General features: G+C 47.8%; 12 protein-coding genes. 9 read left to right on the plus strand and 3 right to left on the minus strand.

All coding sequences use genetic code 11. From position 1 onward, the window contains the following. The first annotated feature begins 156 nt into the window (after positions 1-156). Positions 157-297 (plus strand): hypothetical protein, encoded by a 141-nt coding sequence (locus JGK22_RS20715; RefSeq protein ID WP_293186273.1) that lies wholly within the window; start codon positions 157-159, stop codon positions 295-297. Between the two features lie 615 nt (positions 298-912). Continuing rightward, complete coding sequence (carB, locus tag JGK22_RS20720; RefSeq protein ID WP_293197811.1) at positions 913-4224, plus strand: carbamoyl-phosphate synthase large subunit; 3312 nt, start codon at positions 913-915, stop codon at positions 4222-4224. A 235-nt stretch (positions 4225-4459) separates the two neighbouring features. On the opposite strand, the gene JGK22_RS20725 is transcribed toward carB, so the two are convergent. Together JGK22_RS20725 and JGK22_RS20730 are read right to left on the minus strand one after the other, a co-directional pair. Then, positions 4460-4699: a DUF6737 family protein gene (locus tag JGK22_RS20725; protein WP_293186272.1), complete on the minus strand. Its 240-nt coding sequence runs from the start codon at positions 4697-4699 to the stop codon at positions 4460-4462. 52 nt (positions 4700-4751) lie between these two features. After that, entirely contained in the window at positions 4752-5354 is a 603-nt protein-coding gene (locus tag JGK22_RS20730; protein ID WP_293186270.1) for a Uma2 family endonuclease, read from the minus strand. A 297-nt stretch (positions 5355-5651) separates the two neighbouring features. On the opposite strand from JGK22_RS20730, the gene JGK22_RS20735 reads away from it, so the two are divergent. The 6 genes from JGK22_RS20735 to JGK22_RS20760 all read left to right on the plus strand — a co-directional run bounded on the left by JGK22_RS20735 (position 5652) and on the right by JGK22_RS20760 (position 13265). After that, positions 5652-6314: a VWA domain-containing protein gene (locus JGK22_RS20735; protein ID WP_293186269.1), complete on the plus strand. Its 663-nt coding sequence runs from the start codon at positions 5652-5654 to the stop codon at positions 6312-6314. A gap of 299 nt (positions 6315-6613) precedes the next feature. Next, entirely contained in the window at positions 6614-7396 is a 783-nt protein-coding gene (locus tag JGK22_RS20740; protein WP_293186267.1) for a PP2C family serine/threonine-protein phosphatase, read from the plus strand. Between the two features lie 191 nt (positions 7397-7587). Then, the gene (locus JGK22_RS20745) at positions 7588-8280 is read left to right on the plus strand and encodes a hypothetical protein (RefSeq protein WP_293186266.1); all 693 of its coding nucleotides are present in this window, start codon (positions 7588-7590) and stop codon (positions 8278-8280) included. A gap of 672 nt (positions 8281-8952) precedes the next feature. Next, positions 8953-9945 carry a ribonuclease III domain-containing protein gene (locus JGK22_RS20750; RefSeq protein ID WP_293186264.1) on the plus strand — a complete coding sequence of 331 codons (993 nt, stop codon included), beginning with the start codon at positions 8953-8955 and terminating at the stop codon, positions 9943-9945. A gap of 159 nt (positions 9946-10104) precedes the next feature. Then, complete coding sequence (locus JGK22_RS20755) at positions 10105-10800, plus strand: Uma2 family endonuclease (protein WP_293186262.1); 696 nt, start codon at positions 10105-10107, stop codon at positions 10798-10800. A 353-nt stretch (positions 10801-11153) separates the two neighbouring features. Continuing rightward, on the plus strand, positions 11154-13265 hold the full coding sequence (locus tag JGK22_RS20760) for a DNA-binding protein (RefSeq protein ID WP_293186261.1): 2112 nt from the start codon (positions 11154-11156) through the stop codon (positions 13263-13265). Between the two features lie 234 nt (positions 13266-13499). Here JGK22_RS20760 and JGK22_RS20765 read toward each other — a convergent pair whose 3' ends face one another. Further along, positions 13500-14603, minus strand: coding sequence for a precorrin-8X methylmutase (locus tag JGK22_RS20765; protein WP_293219681.1), 1104 nt, complete (start codon positions 14601-14603; stop codon positions 13500-13502). A gap of 542 nt (positions 14604-15145) precedes the next feature. On the opposite strand from JGK22_RS20765, the gene JGK22_RS20770 reads away from it, so the two are divergent. Continuing rightward, entirely contained in the window at positions 15146-17059 is a 1914-nt protein-coding gene (locus JGK22_RS20770) for a heavy metal translocating P-type ATPase (protein ID WP_293313541.1), read from the plus strand. Positions 17060-17064: the final 5 nt, after the last annotated feature.

A 17064-nucleotide genomic window follows, 5' to 3' on the forward strand; every position in this document is an offset into this window, starting at 1 on the left:
AATGATGTGACGTTCTGTTAGCTGCATTCTCAACCTCCTGACCACATAATACCATGCTTGATTACTTATGCTTACAAACTGAATGAAGTTTTACAATACTCGGCACATTCCCTCATCTAGTAGGTTGGAGAGGGGGAGAGGGGGAGAGGGGGAGAGATGGGTGCTAACTTAGATTGTCACATCCTTAGCGGGCGATCGATGTTTGCGGGTAGGGAAACGGCAGGGTGCGGTGTCCTCCCTCCATCTACCGCCCCTGCACGGCTGGATGTACGATTGTCACATCCTTGGCCGGTTTAGAGGGCAATTTCATCATCCCATCCGGTGGATTTTACCCGTTTCCCACAGTCAGGAGACGGTAGTACCCATTGGTATCAACTTAAGCCGTTAGCCCGCCAGATTCCTGCCGCCCACCCGCCAGCCCGCCAGGGACTCAAGTCCCTGGCTAATAGAAGACAGTCCTCTCAAATAAGGACTAATGAGTTCTTGAGTCCTCTTTGAGAGGACTTTCGCTTTGATGCAGGGGTTTCAGCCCCTGCCGGACTATCGGACTGCGGGTTTGACGTTAAGTTGACACTCCTTGGGTAGTGCCGTGTCCCTACCACGATCGCGCGCCAGACCAAGATTGTGTATATTACAGCACGATTTGACCGCAACACTTAAAATAGTCTGGATTTAGCGATCGACTGCGCCCTTTCCCCATCAATATTTCTCCTTCGCTGGCGGCGCCTGTCAGCCGGAGTCGCGAGGTTCCGCTTCCAAAATGCTGATAATGGTGCACAATTTCAAATTAACAACAAAACTTGCACTGTTTTGAGTAAGCTTTTGGTGGAACAGCTCAGAGAGCCTGTTTCTCAGAATGATGCAAAATATCAAATTTATCATCAATCCTGTCCAATTACCAATTACGAACCTATGCCCCGCCGCCAAGACTTAAAAAAGATTCTCCTGATTGGTTCCGGCCCAATTGTTATCGGCCAAGCGTGCGAGTTCGACTATTCGGGGACACAAGCTTGCAAAGCTTTGCGAGAAGAAGGTTACGAAGTAGTGCTGGTGAATTCCAACCCTGCAACGATTATGACCGATCCGGAAACTGCCGATCGCATTTACATCGAACCCCTAACGCCGGCCATCCTCGAACAAATCATCGCTAAAGAAAGACCTCAAGCAATTTTACCGACTATGGGCGGTCAAACAGCACTAAATTTAGCCGTTGCCGTTGCTAAAAATGGTGTTCTGGAAAAGTACAATGTAGAGTTAATTGGCGCTAAATTACCAGCAATTGAAATGGCCGAAGATCGGCTGTTATTTAAGGAAGCGATGGCACGAATTGGTGTGGCAGTTTGCCCTTCGGGAATTGCTAACAATCTCGACGAGGCCAAAGCAATCGGCCACCAAATCGGTACTTATCCGTTAATTATCCGTCCGGCTTTTACAATGGGCGGCACGGGAGGCGGGATTTCTTACAATCAAGAAGAGTTTGAAGAAATGGCCCAAGGCGGTGTTGATGCTAGTCCGGTATCGCAAATTTTGATCGAACAATCTTTGATCGGTTGGAAAGAGTACGAACTGGAAGTGATGCGGGATTTGGCAGATAATGTAGTGATTATTTGTTCGATCGAGAATCTTGACCCGATGGGCGTGCACACGGGCGATTCGATTACCGTCGCACCAGCCCAAACTCTGACAGACAAAGAATATCAGCGCCTGCGCGATGCTTCGGTGAAAATTATCCGCGAAATTGGAGTAGAAACAGGTGGTTCTAACATTCAATTTGCAGTCAATCCAGTCAACGGCGATTTCATTGTCATTGAAATGAATCCCCGGGTTTCTCGTTCCTCCGCCTTGGCCTCGAAAGCAACAGGTTTCCCGATCGCCAAAATGGCGGCAAAATTAGCAGTAGGTTACACCCTAGACGAAATTTCCAACGATATTACCAAGAAAACTCCCGCGTCTTTTGAACCGACAATTGACTACGTGGTGACGAAGATTCCCCGATTTGCCTTTGAAAAGTTCCCCGGTTCCGAACCGACTCTGACAACGCAAATGAAGTCAGTAGGAGAGGTAATGGCGATCGGGCGCAGCTTCAACGAATCTTTCCAAAAAGCACTGCGGGGATTGGAAACTGGCCGCGCAGGTTTCGGGTGCGACAAACCGGAAAAGTTGCCGAGTTTGGAACAAATTCGCGCCGGATTGCGAACGCCAAATCCCGATCGCATTTTTACAGTCCGCCACGCGATGATGATGGGAATGTCCGTGGAAGACATCTTTGAACTCACAGCAATTGACCCCTGGTTTTTGGATAAAATGCAGGAATTGCTGGAAGCCGAGAAGTTTTTGAAACGAACTGCACTCAAACAGTTGACAAAAGACACAATGTTTGAAATAAAGCAGTTGGGATTTAGCGATCGCCAAATTGCTTACGCTACAAAAACATCGGAAGATGAAGTCCGCGCCTACCGCAAACAGTTAGGCGTCATCCCGATTTACAAAACAGTCGATACCTGCGCGGCCGAGTTTGAAGCCTTTACACCATATTACTATTCCACCTACGAAGCTGGAGCAGCAATTTGGGAATTGGGCGATGAAGAAAAGAAGATTTCGCCTGTCGGCCACAGTCTGGCGCCGGAGTCGGAAGTTTTGCCTTCTACTAAGCGCAAAGTCATGATTTTAGGTGGCGGCCCAAACCGGATCGGACAGGGGATTGAGTTTGATTACTGTTGCTGTCACGCTTCCTATTCCCTCGGGGAAGATGGGTTTGAGACAATTATGGTCAACTCGAACCCGGAGACGGTTTCGACAGACTACGATACGAGCGATCGCCTGTATTTTGAACCGCTAACCAAAGAAGATGTTCTCAACATCATCGAGGCGGAAAATCCGGAGGGAGTAATCATTCAATTTGGCGGACAAACGCCGCTGAAATTGGCGATTCCTTTGCAAAAAGCTCTCGAAAATCACCCCGACGTACAAACAAAAATCTGGGGAACTTCCCCGGATTCTATTGATGCGGCAGAAGACAGGGAAAGATTTGAAAAGATTCTGCGGGAATTGGATATTCAGCAAGCTGCTAACGGTTTGGCCCGTAGTTTTCAGGATTCCTTAATAGTAGCTCAACGGATCGGTTATCCAGTAGTTGTGCGGCCGAGTTACGTGTTGGGCGGGCGAGGGATGGAAATTGTTTATTCCGATGCGGAATTGGAACGCTACATGACTTATGCAGTACACGTAGAACCAGATCATCCGATTTTAATTGACAAGTTCTTGGAAAATGCGATCGAGGTTGATGTAGATGCGATCGCCGATGCGACTGGCAATGTCACCATCGGTGGTATCATGGAGCACATCGAAGAAGCGGGCATTCACTCCGGTGACTCGGCTTGTTCCATCCCTTACCAAACGCTTTCTGACGCAGCCTTAGTCACAATCCGCCGCCAGACTATAGAACTAGCAAAAGCCTTGAAAGTCATCGGGTTGATGAACATTCAATTTGCGGTACAAGGCGAACAAGTTTTCATTTTGGAAGCTAACCCGCGCGCTTCTCGTACAGTACCTTTCGTATCCAAAGCAATTGGAGTTCCCCTAGCCAAAATGGCATCGCGAGTCATGTCTGGCCAAACTCTGGAAGCTTTAGGTTTTACTAAAGAGATTATACCAATTCACGTTTCCGTGAAAGAAGCCGTGCTACCGTTTGCTAAATTCCCAGGAACTGATACATTGTTAGGGCCGGAAATGCGATCGACTGGCGAAGTCATGGGAATTGACACAGATTTCGGCAAAGCCTTCGCCAAAGCTCAACTCGGTGCTGGCCAAGTGATGCCGCAGTCTGGAACTGTGTTGGTTTCGATGCGCGATCGCGATAAACTAGCAGTAGTACCAGTAATCAAGGAATTCTTGGAATTGGGTTTCAAAATAGTCGCAACCCACGGTACGCGCAAAGTTTTGCGAGAGCAAGGTTTAGACGTAGATTTGGAATTGAAGCTGCACGAAGGGCGGCCAAATTTGTTAGATTCGATCAAGAATGAGAAAATCCAACTAATTATTACCACACCTTCCGGCGAAGAATCCCGCGCTGACGGCATCTTTATCCGCCGCACAGCTTTGACTTACAAAATCCCGATTATTACCACCATAGCCGGTGCCAAGGCAACAGCATCGGGAATTCGATCGCTCAAATCGCATCCGATGGAAGTGAAAGCAATTCAAGACTATTACCCGCAAGCGTAGAGTTATTGTAGGGTAGGCACTGCATACATTGCTGTAAATTTACGGTATAGGTACGTAGTTGCGCTTCAGCGCTCTTTTATATAAGACAAAAAAGAGCGCTGAAGCGCAACACGGTATAGGTACGTAGTTGCGCTTCAGCGCTCTTTTATTTATTATAGAAAAGAGCGCTCAAGCGCAACAACATACTTTTGAAAGTGGCGTAAGTTATGAAATCTATCTACGCACCGCCCAAAACCTAATCTGAATGAGAATCCAAAGCACCGCTAGACAGCATCAACCTCGGCCAAACCAACAAGAAAAATCCCATCCAAGTCAATAAAGGAATCGCGACTAAAACTGTTATCCAAACAGTTTTTAGCAAAAACCAACTACCAGAAATTAGACTTGTTCCTGTCAAAAGAATCGACCAAGGCTGACACCACCAAGGTTTGTAATTCCAAGGACTAACAGGTTTTTGTTCAGAAACAGTTTTCATATTTGCAGTGATTTTTTATAGATAATAACAGAGTTAGGCTAATCAACCTAATTTAAGCATACAGTACCTGTTCTGCTGTCAGCGTTAATTCTGGAAAAGTCCGAGACACAATTCGATCGCTGCCCTTAAACGTAGTTGTTTGATAATTACCGTCTGCATCCAAAAGGTGGACAAATACAGTCGCAACTTTCGGCTTTCCGATGAATTTTGAGCTAGCAATTCCCAAATAATCCACAACCCAATATTCTGAAATTCCGAGACGCTGATACTCATCAAATTTGTGAATATAATCGACATTCCAATTCATTGATGTTACCTCCACCGCCAACTGAATTGGTTCGCGCAAGGCAGCATAAGCCGAGCGGTCATATCGCCACAAATCGCGATCGATTACACTGACATCGGGTCTCCGCCCTTGTTCTACTCCAGCTTTATTTACAGTTCTGATAGCTGTTTGGCTTGTCACTACATAATTTAAGCTCAGATTTTTGATTTGAGCGTAAAAAGAGTCACGGATGTAGCCGGCAACATCAATATGATTTCGGGTTGAAATTATTTCGACAATTTCTCCATTTACCAGTTCATAGAGTCCATCTTCGGGACATTCTACAAGAAATTGGTCAAAGGTCAACTTTTCTGTGACTGTTGCAATCATAAGATATCCTTATTTTGCAGGAATACTATTAGTCTATACTAGCACAGACAAGAATGAATTTGTTTTTTTGACCGCAGATGAAGGCGGATGAGCGGGGACGAACAAAAGATCGTGAAGCGAAGCTATCGGGAGCGTGAATCACCCTTCTGATATTTGACACTAAATATTTGACGCTGATATTTCACGAAAATGGTAAAATGCGATCGCCCTAGCAAGTTGCATTTAAATATGTTACTGACTTGATACAGTAAAGTGACAATGCTAAAAACCGAGCCACTCCAAGGTCAATCCTGAACCATGAGACTAGACGAAGCCGTAGAATTTGCCGAAAACCCAGAGCCACGGTGTCCCTGCGTCCTCCTGCTGGACACCTCCGGCTCCATGCAAGGCGCACCCATAGACGCTTTGAATGAGGGGCTGGAAGTTTTTAGGAATGACTTAATTAAAGATGAACTAGCTAAAAAGCGAGTCGAAGTCGCAATTATTTCCTTTGACAATAATATCAAAGTCGTGCAAGACTTCGTGACCGCCGATCAGTTCGAGACACCGCTGCTGACAGCCCAAGGACAAACCCACATGGGCGCCGGCATTCAGCTAGCACTAGACACCATTGCAGCCCGCAAATCCGAATACCGCAACAACGGCATTACCTATTACCGCCCGTGGGTATTTATGATTACCGACGGCGAACCTCAAGGCGAATCGGACGATGTTGTGGAAATCGCAGCACAGCGGATCAAAGAGGAAGAAACTAACAAGCGCGTGGCTTTTTTTGCAGTCGGTGTGGAAGGTGCGAATATCTCCCGTCTCGCGGAAATTGTCGATCGCACTCCTGTAAAATTGAAAGGATTAGACTTTCGAGAGATGTTCATTTGGCTGTCGGCTAGTATGCAGAGAGTTTCTCACTCAAAAATTGACGAACAAGTCGCACTTCCACCGCCCGGATGGGGAACTGTTTAGTCAGTTGGCAGTTTGCAGTTGGCAGTTTGCATCAGTCATTGGTAAGGTGCGAAGTGCTTACAATGAATTGGGAGAATCTCAATTTTGCTTTAAAAGTGCGAGCGTCCCCGCTCGCTTGGTTATAGAAGCGAGCGTCCCCGCTCGCTTGGTTATAGAAGCGAGCGGGGACGATCGCTTGGTTATAGAAGCGAGCGGGGACGCTCGCACTACTACATAAAAATGCTTTTTACAACAATGAGATGCTCCCAATAAATTTCCATAGTTTTGAATTTACGAAGTTTTGAATACAAGAGTTATTAATGGATAATTCATTATTTAATTGGCAAGTTGTAGCCGCATCGGTGACTGGTACGAGCCACGAAAAACGATCGCAACCCTGTCAAGATGCCCACTGTTGGCGCGTCTTGTCTAACGGTGTTTTGGTAGCAGCGGTAGCTGACGGCGCGGGTTCGGCTGCACTGGCAGAAGTGGGGGCAAAAATTGCTGTGGAAGCGGTTGTGGAAACGATTTGTCAACAGGATTTGCAGCCTGAAAGTGACGAGGAATGGCAGGTATTTTTCACAGCATCCCTGCAAGTTGCGCGGGCGGCTGTGGAAGCGGAAGCTGCAACCCGGGAAGTGGCGGCGAGGGATTTAGCTTGCACTTTAATTGCGGTTGTGGCTACGCCGGAATTGATCGCGGTTGCTCAAATTGGCGATGGTGCGGCGGTGGCGGGCGATAGTGCGGGAAATGCGATCGCCCTTACGATACCTCCCTGCGGTGAATATATCAATGAAACCATATTTTTGATTTCGCCAAATGCGATCGAAACAGCGCAATTTCAGGTAATGCGGGAACCCCTGCGGCACTTGGCTGTGTTTTCCGACGGCTTGCAAATGCTCGCTCTCAAAATCCCGGAAGGTACGCCCCACGGGCCGTTTTTTGCACCTTTGTTTCGGTTTTCGGGCACGGCGAAGGAAGATGCGGATGCAAAAGAGCAATTAGAGTCGTTTTTGCGATCGCCCCGCGTGTGCGATCGCACCGATGATGACTTAACATTATTGTTAGCAACTTTTTCGAGTTCGGAGGCACAGGACAATTAAAAATAAACATATTGAAAAAGCCAACATCCATCTGCGTCAATCGGCATTTATCTGCGGTAAAAAATTCCCGATTCTGAATTTGGCAACAAGTCTAATCGCTTCAAATGAATGAGCGGCGAAAATTTGGTGCGCTTCTATAATAAAATCGAGGTGTCAACAATTCTGGTTTAATCTGTACAGTAGGTCGTCACTTGCAAGCACAAGAGATTAAGGATAAGCTCAACTCCCTAATTAGCGAAGCAGATCTTATAGATCCGAGTTTGGCGAGAAGATTGGATGAAATCAATCGCTGGGTGAAAGATGTCAAACCCGGTTCGCTAACTGCTAAGAAATTTGTGCTGGCTTTTTTGCTACAGCTTATGCGAGATTCTCAGGTTTGGCTGGCGCTTCAATCCCTATCTTCGGAAAGAGATCGAGAAACGGCGTTTGAGTCAATGACTCCGGGCGAAAGGTATTGGTACGGCTATCTATTTCCTAAATGGCTGAGTGAAAACGATCGCAAATTTTACATCTGGAAACAAAAACTCAAGGCGGGTAAATTCGATCCGGCTGACGATCGCGTCATTCGTGCGATCGCCGCCCGGATAGTCGAACGCCAAGGCAGTGTTTTGTATCGCTATGTAGCAGATCTTTCTATGGCTACCGATTCGATCGTCAGCAACCGCCAACAGCAGCCCCTGTGCATTCAAGTCACTACTCTTTCTGATGAATTTTCTCAACAAAAATATGAAAATTGGCAACAAACTCTTCGAGGTTGGGGGATTGACAGAGGACTATTTTTAAGTTATGATACAAAAGATGCAAATTTCCTGAACCAGTTAGTTAACATTGCATTATATAATAGTGATAATTTGCCCGCAGGTCGCTACCTCAAATTCCCATAAATTCACCCGATCTGCTGCTGAGAATAGTTCGACTGCTCAAAATTCGGTGAACAAGAAATTTTGAATAACTCGCATATTGCAGAATTTTAGACAATGCCACCAACTTAATCATCAGCCCGCTTCCATTGGGCCCGAAGGCTACGCCAAGATTTTTCCTCCCATTCTCTGTTTCCCGGGGGGATATGGCAAAGTGCGGAAACAGGTAATTGATACGAATGCTAAACAACGAGAAGATTTACGGCAGCAATCAATAGCGGTAAGGTGTGTAATTCGCACCCTACAAAAGATAGAGGTTCTGCGTAATTCCTGGCCCAGCAACGGGAAGATTTACCGCAGCAATCAATAGCCGTAAGGTGCACGGCCCGATGGCTGCCTGTGAAAGATAGAGGTTCTCCGGAATTCTTGGCTGAGAAATGGGAAAATTTACCGAAACAATCAATCTATTCATTCAGTTGACAATTGACAGTTGACCGCTTGAGGGCATTTGACAATCATAAGGAAGAGGATTGGAGTAATGAATAGTCTTCTCTTAATTCCTCCCGATCGGGCTTGGGGCTTTAAACCAATTCTTTCAGGTAAAATAACTAGCAACTGGGTATAAATTGAATTGAGATTAGATTGAAGTGCGCTGAAATTGTTGGAATAAAATCAAATTACATCAAAATCAATACTATGACAGTAAAAGGTACAAGCACCGTTGAAAGCAATTTACAAAAAGTCTTTGAAGAACTAGAATCTGCCCGAAAAATGCAGGATGATTGGATGCACCACGGGGTGGATTTTGTTGATTTGTATGTGGAAAATGCTGGCGGTGATTGGTTGGAAAAGTGGGCAAAATGTGAAGAAGAATTAGAGCAGATAAAATTTAAACAGGTAGATATTGAAGCAGTCAAAGTAGCGATCGGCATTTCGGACTTTGGGCAAACCGAACTGCTGGAAACGGCCTTGAGCAGCCGCTGCGATCGCCCGGAGGAGTCTCCGGCTGGGGAAGATGTGAAGCAAAAACGGCTTTCACTCTTAGGCGGAGCGATTTTCGGTGCTGTTGTTACCGATTACCTGTACCGCGAATATCCCGAACTCGACTGCGATGCGATTTCAACCTTAAAAGCTCGTTTAGCAGACAGTCAAAAACTCTCGGAATTTGCCGAAAATCTGAAATTGAACGAACTCTGTCGGGGAGCCGCCAGCGGGAAAGCAACAGAACAAAGCGAGTACAATAAATTTTTAGCCCAGATTTTTGAGGCTTTGTCGGGGGCGATTTACTTGGAATTCGATCGCGATTTTTTGCGTGCGGGTAACTGGCTGATCCAGCAGTCGATCGAAGGAACGATGGGCGAACACTTAGATCTAACTCAGCAGTCGAAAAGTACGCTCTTAAACGAGCTAAAACGGCGGGAAATCTTGGGTGCGGACATTCTAGAGGCGATCGCGATCGACTATTTGTACAACCGCTTTCCCGAATGCAACAGCAGCCAGTTAACCCGCTGGAAAAATCTGTTAGCCGCCAAAGAGATTTTTCCCAAAGACTTTAAGGCAAAATTAGGCAGTCATTACCTGGAATTGGAGAGCAATTTCTCGCGCACCCGCGACTGGTTGGTGGATAACTTCATCAAAACCGCAGTTGACGAACTGGAAGACGAAACAGGCGATCGGTTCATCAGTTGACAGTTGACAGTTGACAGTTGACAGCTACCTCTTGTGTGGATAGAAGAGGATTGGAGCAATGAATCATTTTCTTTGATTTCCCCCTAAACGGGGAGGCTTCAGACCCAATTTTATCGGTTAAACTAAAATCAACTCATTAAAAAGAATGGGAAAACAGCAATGGTTACACAACTGCAATCTCCCGAAAAATCAAATGTCATCTACCCAGACGATAACGGCGAACCGATGTCAAACAATACAGATCAGTTTCGATTAATTGTTTGGATTAAAGAAAACTTAGAATTGCTGTTTGCAAATGACCAGAATGTTTTTGTAGCGGGTGACTTGCTGTGGTATCCGGTGGAAGGAAATAATAAACTATGCCAAGCGCCAGATGTGATGGCAGTTTTTGGCATCCCCAAAGGATATCGAGGTTCTTACCAACAGTGGAACGAAGGTAATATTGCACCGCAAGTCGCCTTTGAAATTTGGTCGCCGGGAAATCGTCTGACTCCGATGATTCAAAAATTTCAATTTTACGAACGCTACGGTGTGGAAGAATACTATTTGTACAACCCGCAAACTTTAGAACTGACAGGATGGTTGCAGGTTGAGTCACAATTTGAAGCGATCGAACAAATGGACGGCTGGATCAGTCCGAGACTGGGAGTGCGGTTTCAATTATCTCAAACAGGACTCGAAATGTTCGGGGCTAACCAAGAACCGTTTATGAATTTTGTGGAACTCGATCGACTGCGACAGCAAGCCGAGGCGCGGGCCGAACAGGCAGAAATGCTGCTGGAACAAGAACGATCGCGATCGCAAGCCTTAGAATTAAGACTCCGAGACATGGGAATAGAGCCCGATCGACTGTAACCACAATTGCAAAATTGAACTATGGTGGAACAGGCATCTTGCCTGTTGCTGAGTTTTTCAGGACGGGCATGATGCCCATCCCACAATAAAATAGAATTATCGGTTTATCAGTGGGGTCGCTTTCTTCAATCTAAAATCTCAGATCTAAAATTCACGCATGAAAATTGGGGCTGAAGCCTTCCCGTTTAGGGGGAAATCAAATCCTCTTCTATCGACGGCTATGGGTAGCTGTCAACTGTCAACACTCCAATCCTCTTCTATCGACGGAAAAGATAGCTGTTAACTGTCAACTGTCAACTGTCAACTGTCAACTGTCAACTGATGACTAATCCTCTATCCCCTAACGGAATTCTATGCAGTTGCAACGCCAATTTAGCGGACAACTGATTGCGATCGACACCAACAGCGCGATCGCCAGTGGCGGTCAAGGTCGCATCTACCCGATCGCCAAAGACTCGTCCCTGGTAGCAAAAATCTACCACAAACCGACAGACGAAGACGGCGACAAACTCACAGTCATGTTCAGTATGCCACCGGATGCGCCGATCGCGGAACCGGGACACGCCTCAATTGCTTGGCCTCTCGATTTGCTGCATACTGTCGGCGGGCGCGAAAAAATCGTCGGTTTTGTGATGCCGCGCGTCAAGAAAGTGCTGCCGGTACACACTTTCTACACTCCGAAAACCAGGCGCGAACAAAAACCCCTATTTAACTATCTTTACCTCCACCGCACCGCCAGAAACCTCGCTTCGGCTGTAAATGCCCTCCACGTCAGGGGTTACGTCATTGGAGATGTCAACGAGTCGAATATTCTTGTCACGGATACGGCTTTAGTAACGCTGGTAGACACCGATTCGTTTCAAGTGCGCGATCCTTATACAGGTTACGTTTATCGGTGTCCCGTGGGGAAACCCGAGTTTACACCGCCGGAATTGCAGGGCCAGACTTTCCGCGATATCGATCGAGCCCCAGAGCACGATTTGTTCGGTTTGGGGGTATTAATTTTTCAATTGTTAATGGAAGGTACGCACCCGTTTTCGGGAGTGTATCTCGGTAGCGACGAACCGCCGTCTTTAGAAGCGAGAATTCGATCGGGCCATTTCCCCAGCGGTACCAAGCGGATACCCTACCGCCCGATGCCCGCAGCGCCATCTTTCGAGATGCTGCATCCCCGGCTGCGACAGATGTTTATCCGCTGTTTTGAGGAAGGGCACGGGAATCCGTCGGCGCGCCCGGATGCGAAAACTTGGGTGAATGCGATTCGGGAAGCGGAAGATTCTCTACTTACTTGCAGCAAAAACACTCAGCACAAATACGGAAATCATCTGAGTCGGTGCCCTTGGTGCGATCGGGCAAAACTCCTCAAAGGTCGCGATCCGTTTCCTTCGCGGCAGGCAGTCAGCAACGGATTGCACTTGCAGCCCGCCAAAACCAAGCGTAAAAAGCCCCAACCACCACCCGTCGTGAGGGAGACCGCAGTGCGCCGACAACAGCCCTCGACGGGGCTGCCGCGCCAACTGGGCAACTATCAAATGCCGATGCTACCGATTCCTTCTCGGAGTCGGACTCCGGCGCCTCAGATTCCCCCTAGCAAGTTTGAGCGGATTGTTCAGGATGCTGCTTGGGGCGGTGTTTGGGGTACTTTGTGTTTGGCGGCGGTGGCGGGGATTTTTTCGGCGATCGCGGAGGGCGGCGGCGCGATTTTGGGGGCAATTTTTGTCGGTTCGATTTGGGGCAGTTTTTTTGGGATGATGTGGGGCATTTTTACTTTGTCGCCGAACCAGATTTGGCGGAAGTGGGGGGGAGTTTTGCTGGGGACTCTCTGGGGGGCTTTCTTTTTGGCTGCGATCAGCGGTGTGGTGTTTGGGGCGATTAGTGATAATCGGGCGATCGGGCAAGGGATTTTGTCGGGCGCGGGGATTGGTACTGTCTGGGGCTGTATTTGGGCGGCTTTTTCGCCTCCTCTGGCACTGCCGGTGGGGAGGGTGTGGGGCCGGCGGGGAGCATTCTTGGGGGCGGTTTGGGGAGCGTTTTTGGGGACTTTGGCTGGTGTTTTGCTAGGGGCTGGGTTAGTGGTTTGGCAGCAATATAACGGGCAGATGCGCCCGACGATCGAGTTTGGGGGTTTGTTGCTGGGTGTGGCAATTGTGGCGGCGGGTGTGGGTGCGATTGGAGGTTTAGTTTCTGGGAGTTTGTTGGGTGTTTGCGGGTTTGCGCCGAAGCTGCCGGTGTCGTTTCAGCCTTCGGGAATTCGGGGTGCGGCTTTGGGTGCGATTTGGGGGAGTTTTTTGGCGACTTTTGCAGGTGCGGTGTTGGGGGCGGGGGTTTGTGCGATATTTCCGACTCTGGGCGGTGGGGTGTCGGTGCAGTTGGCCCCTGTCGTAGGTGCGATCGTCGGGGCTGGTTTGGGGGCGATTTGGGGGGTAATTTCGGGTGCTGTTTGGGGCGCGTTGGGCAAGTGGTGATTTGATTTATAGCTTCAATTTGTTTTTTTGCACTCTTAGTTGCGATCGCGATCGAAGGTAATGTATTGAATAACGGACTGACAGAAAGCTACGGTGTGTGCTTAAGGTATGTTGTTGCGCTTGGGCGCTCTTTCAATATATAAGTAAGAGCGCTGAAGCGCAACAACATACCTAATAATTCATTTTTATCTTGCGCCAGGTGAGTCCAGGAAAGTTTCAGATAATTGCATCTTTTCACTTAAGATGACAGTGACAATTCGGCTTTTCAATCAAAGACTCAACCAAAGCATTCAAAGCAACCGCCGCCAACAAGCCGCCACCAAAAGTCCCCACCGTCGTAATATAAGGAACGCCCGATCGCACTAACCGACGTTTCGCCACCGGAGAATGACTGAAGCCGATCGGCATTCCAATGACCAAAGCCGGTTGCAGTTGCCCGATCGCGATCGCCTCACAAACCGCCATCAGCACAGACGGCGCATATCCTACTACCAATATACAGCCTTTTTCCAGTTTCAACAACTTTTCAAACCACTCGCGCTCGTGCCAGAATTCCTGCTCAGCTTCCGCCACAGCATTGATGTGCGGATCGTCAATTAAAGTTGTAATACTTGTTCCCAAATGCGCCAATCTTGTGTTATCCAAAGCGGCAAAAACAGGCGGCACGTCAGCCACAATTTGACACCGATTTTTCAAAGCTTCCCGGGCAGATTTAATCGCCGTTTCGCTTAACTTCACAAACGGCAGCAGCGAACAATCACCCGATGCTAACACCAGTTTTGACAGCAAGTCTACCTCAATTTCCGAGCGATCGGTCAAATCCGGCAACAAATGCTGCAACGACTCCCCAAACGCCTCCGGGTGAGTGTGGGCCCCCGCATCCCAAGCATCCCAAAGTTGTTCCAACTGTCCCAATCCACCCTCAGTTTCCGCCTCCAACAGCCTCAATTGAGCCAGTGCGCCCGCTTGCACCGCTTGACACGAAAGATCCCGCCCCAGCAATCCTTCGAGGGCTGAGGCCGTTTCTCGGAGGCGCACAATCTGCTGAATTACCGACAGATATTGCCGTTGGAGAGTCGCCATCACCGCGTCTGGGGAAGCCTCCGCGTCTGTTTCTAAGAGTTTGCGGATGTGAGAAAGTTGAAAGCCTTGCTGCTTGAGTGCGACGATTCTTTGGAGTCTTTGCACGTCGCTGCGGGTGTACAGTCTGTAGTTAGAAGTCGATCGCACGGCCGGAGATAGCAGCCCCAAAGCGTGATAGTGCCGCACCATCCGAGGCGTAATTGTGCCTTTTACTGCGTCTGTAAGTTGTTTGATTGTTAGATATTGTTGCTGCATATTGTTGTACGGGATTTTATGATTTTTTAACCGCAGATAGGGGCGGATGTACGGGGATGTACGCGGATGTGTGTTGGTAGCTTTTCAGAGTGGATTGTATATCTGACTATCGCATTTACCCGCAATCCTAGGAGTGAATCAATTCCCTGTCTCATAACAGAAGTCGGTTAAAACCGACTGCAAAATTAGATGCCATTTTCAGCAAACTTCAGTCGTCTTTGAGACGACTTTTGCTTTGAGACAGGGGTTTTCAACCCCTGGCGGGCTTTCGGAGTAGCGAGTTGAACCATCGCATCTCCGAACCGCCGATGCTTAATTTATTTTAGTTTTACTCTTGACATTGACACTAATGTCAAGGTTTACAATGCAGGAGTCATTCTACCAAATCAAATTTCTCCCATAACTGAAAGCAATTTTGTTCGAGACACCCGGTAGAGGCTGCGGAAACACATAAAAGTTCCGCATCCTGACAACCAGCCCCTGGATTCAACCACGGGCTTAATTCTTCAATCCAAAATCTAAAATCCAAAATCTAAAATCCAATGACTCCCAATTCCCTCCCCATTTCTCGCCTCTCGCGCCTCGCCCAAGAACATCCTGATGCTGTGACTGCCGCCCTGTGCGGAATTCTAGTAATTTTGGGTTCGATCGCCCTACAAGTCGGTTGGCTGGGCTTAGCGGTGTTAATATTGCCCGCTGCTTACGTTATCGGCGGCTATTCCAGCACCCGCGAAGGGTTGACTACGCTGTTTGAAGAACGCGAATTAGATGTAGATTTGTTGATGATTGTGGCTGCTTTGGGCGCGGCCGGTTTGGGGCTGTGGCGGCGAGAATATCATTTAATTGTGGACGGTGCTGTTTTAATTTTAATCTTTGCAATTAGCGGCGCGCTAGAAGGTTATGCTATGCAGCGGACTGAACGGAGTATTCGCAGTTTGATGAGCTTGAGTGCGGATACTGCGCGGGTGCTAATGTACGATGGGGAAAGGGAAATTGCGATCGACAAATTGGCAATTGGCGATCGTATTTTAGTCAAGCCCGGAGAAATCATCCCCACAGATGCAATAATTATCGAAGGCTACAGCAGCCTGAATCAAGCCTCAATTACCGGCGAATCGATGCCCGTGGAAAAAACCGCCGGCGATGAAGTCTATGCAGGTACGATTAACGGTGCCGGCGCGCTACAATTGGAAGTGCACAAAAGTCCAGAAAGCAGTTTGATTCAGCGAGTGATTCGGCTGGTGCAACAAGCGCAAACCGAAGCGCCGCCTTCTCAGCAGTTTGTGGAAAAGTTCGAGCGCGGTTATGCTAAATTAATTGTCGGTTTAGGCTTGCTGCTAGCAACTTTGCCGCCCTTTGTTTTGGGCTGGAATTGGGAAGATACCATCTATCGGGCGCTGATTTTCCTAGTAGTCGCATCTCCCTGCGCGCTGATGGCTTCGATTATGCCGGCGCTGCTTTCGGGGATTGCTAACGGCGCGAGACAGGGAATTTTGTTTAAAAGCGGCGCGCAATTAGAGATAATTGGTAAAGTTCGGGCGATCGCCTTTGACAAAACTGGAACCCTTACCACGGGAAAACCGCAAGTTATCCAAATTGTACCAGCTACCGGATATACTGAAACAGAAGTTCTGCAATTAGCTGCGGCTCTGGAAGCTCATTCCGAACACGCGATCGGCCAAGCAATTGTCCAAGCCGCAAATCAGCAACAGTTACCGTTGTCAAGTGCGATCGACGTACAAGCAAAAATCGGTCAAGGAATTGTCGGTAAAGTTAACAATCAAACCATTACTATTGGTAAAGCCAGTTTTGTCGGAGCAACTGCTGAGTTGACTGAAGTAAGTCATCAGTTGCAAGGGGAAGGAAAAACGGTTGTTTGGGTGGCAAAGGAGGATGAACTTTTAGGTATCATTGCAGTAGCAGATACAGTCCGCCCGGAAGCAGCAGCCACGATAAAACGCTTGCAAAAATTAGGCGTAGAACATATCATAATGCTGACAGGCGACAACCAGCAAACCGCTGAATATATCGCCCGCCAATTAGGCATCAATGAAGTGTACGCCGAACTTTTGCCAGAAGACAAAGTGCACCTAATTAAAAAGTTGCAAACCCAGTATCAAACCGTCGCAATGGTAGGAGACGGCATCAACGACGCCCCCGCCCTCGCCCAGGCTTCCGTGGGAATTGCGATGGGGATTTCCGGTAGCGATGTGGCTTTAGAAACTGCTGACATCGTATTAATGGCGGACAAGTTAGAACAACTAGCTAAAGCAATTAGTTTGGGGCGGCGCGCTCAAAATGTAGTCAAGCAAAACATTATTTTTGCACTCAGTTGCATTATACTGTTATTGGCTGCTAATTTTCTCGGAAATATCACAATGCCGATCGGCGTCATCGGTCATGAAGGGTCTACAGTTTTAGTGACATTGAGTGGTTTGCGGCTGCTGAGACATTAATTAGA

Source organism: Microcoleus sp. PH2017_08_TRC_O_A (assembly GCF_020738665.1).
Taxonomy (GTDB): Bacteria; Cyanobacteriota; Cyanobacteriia; order Cyanobacteriales; family Microcoleaceae; genus Microcoleus.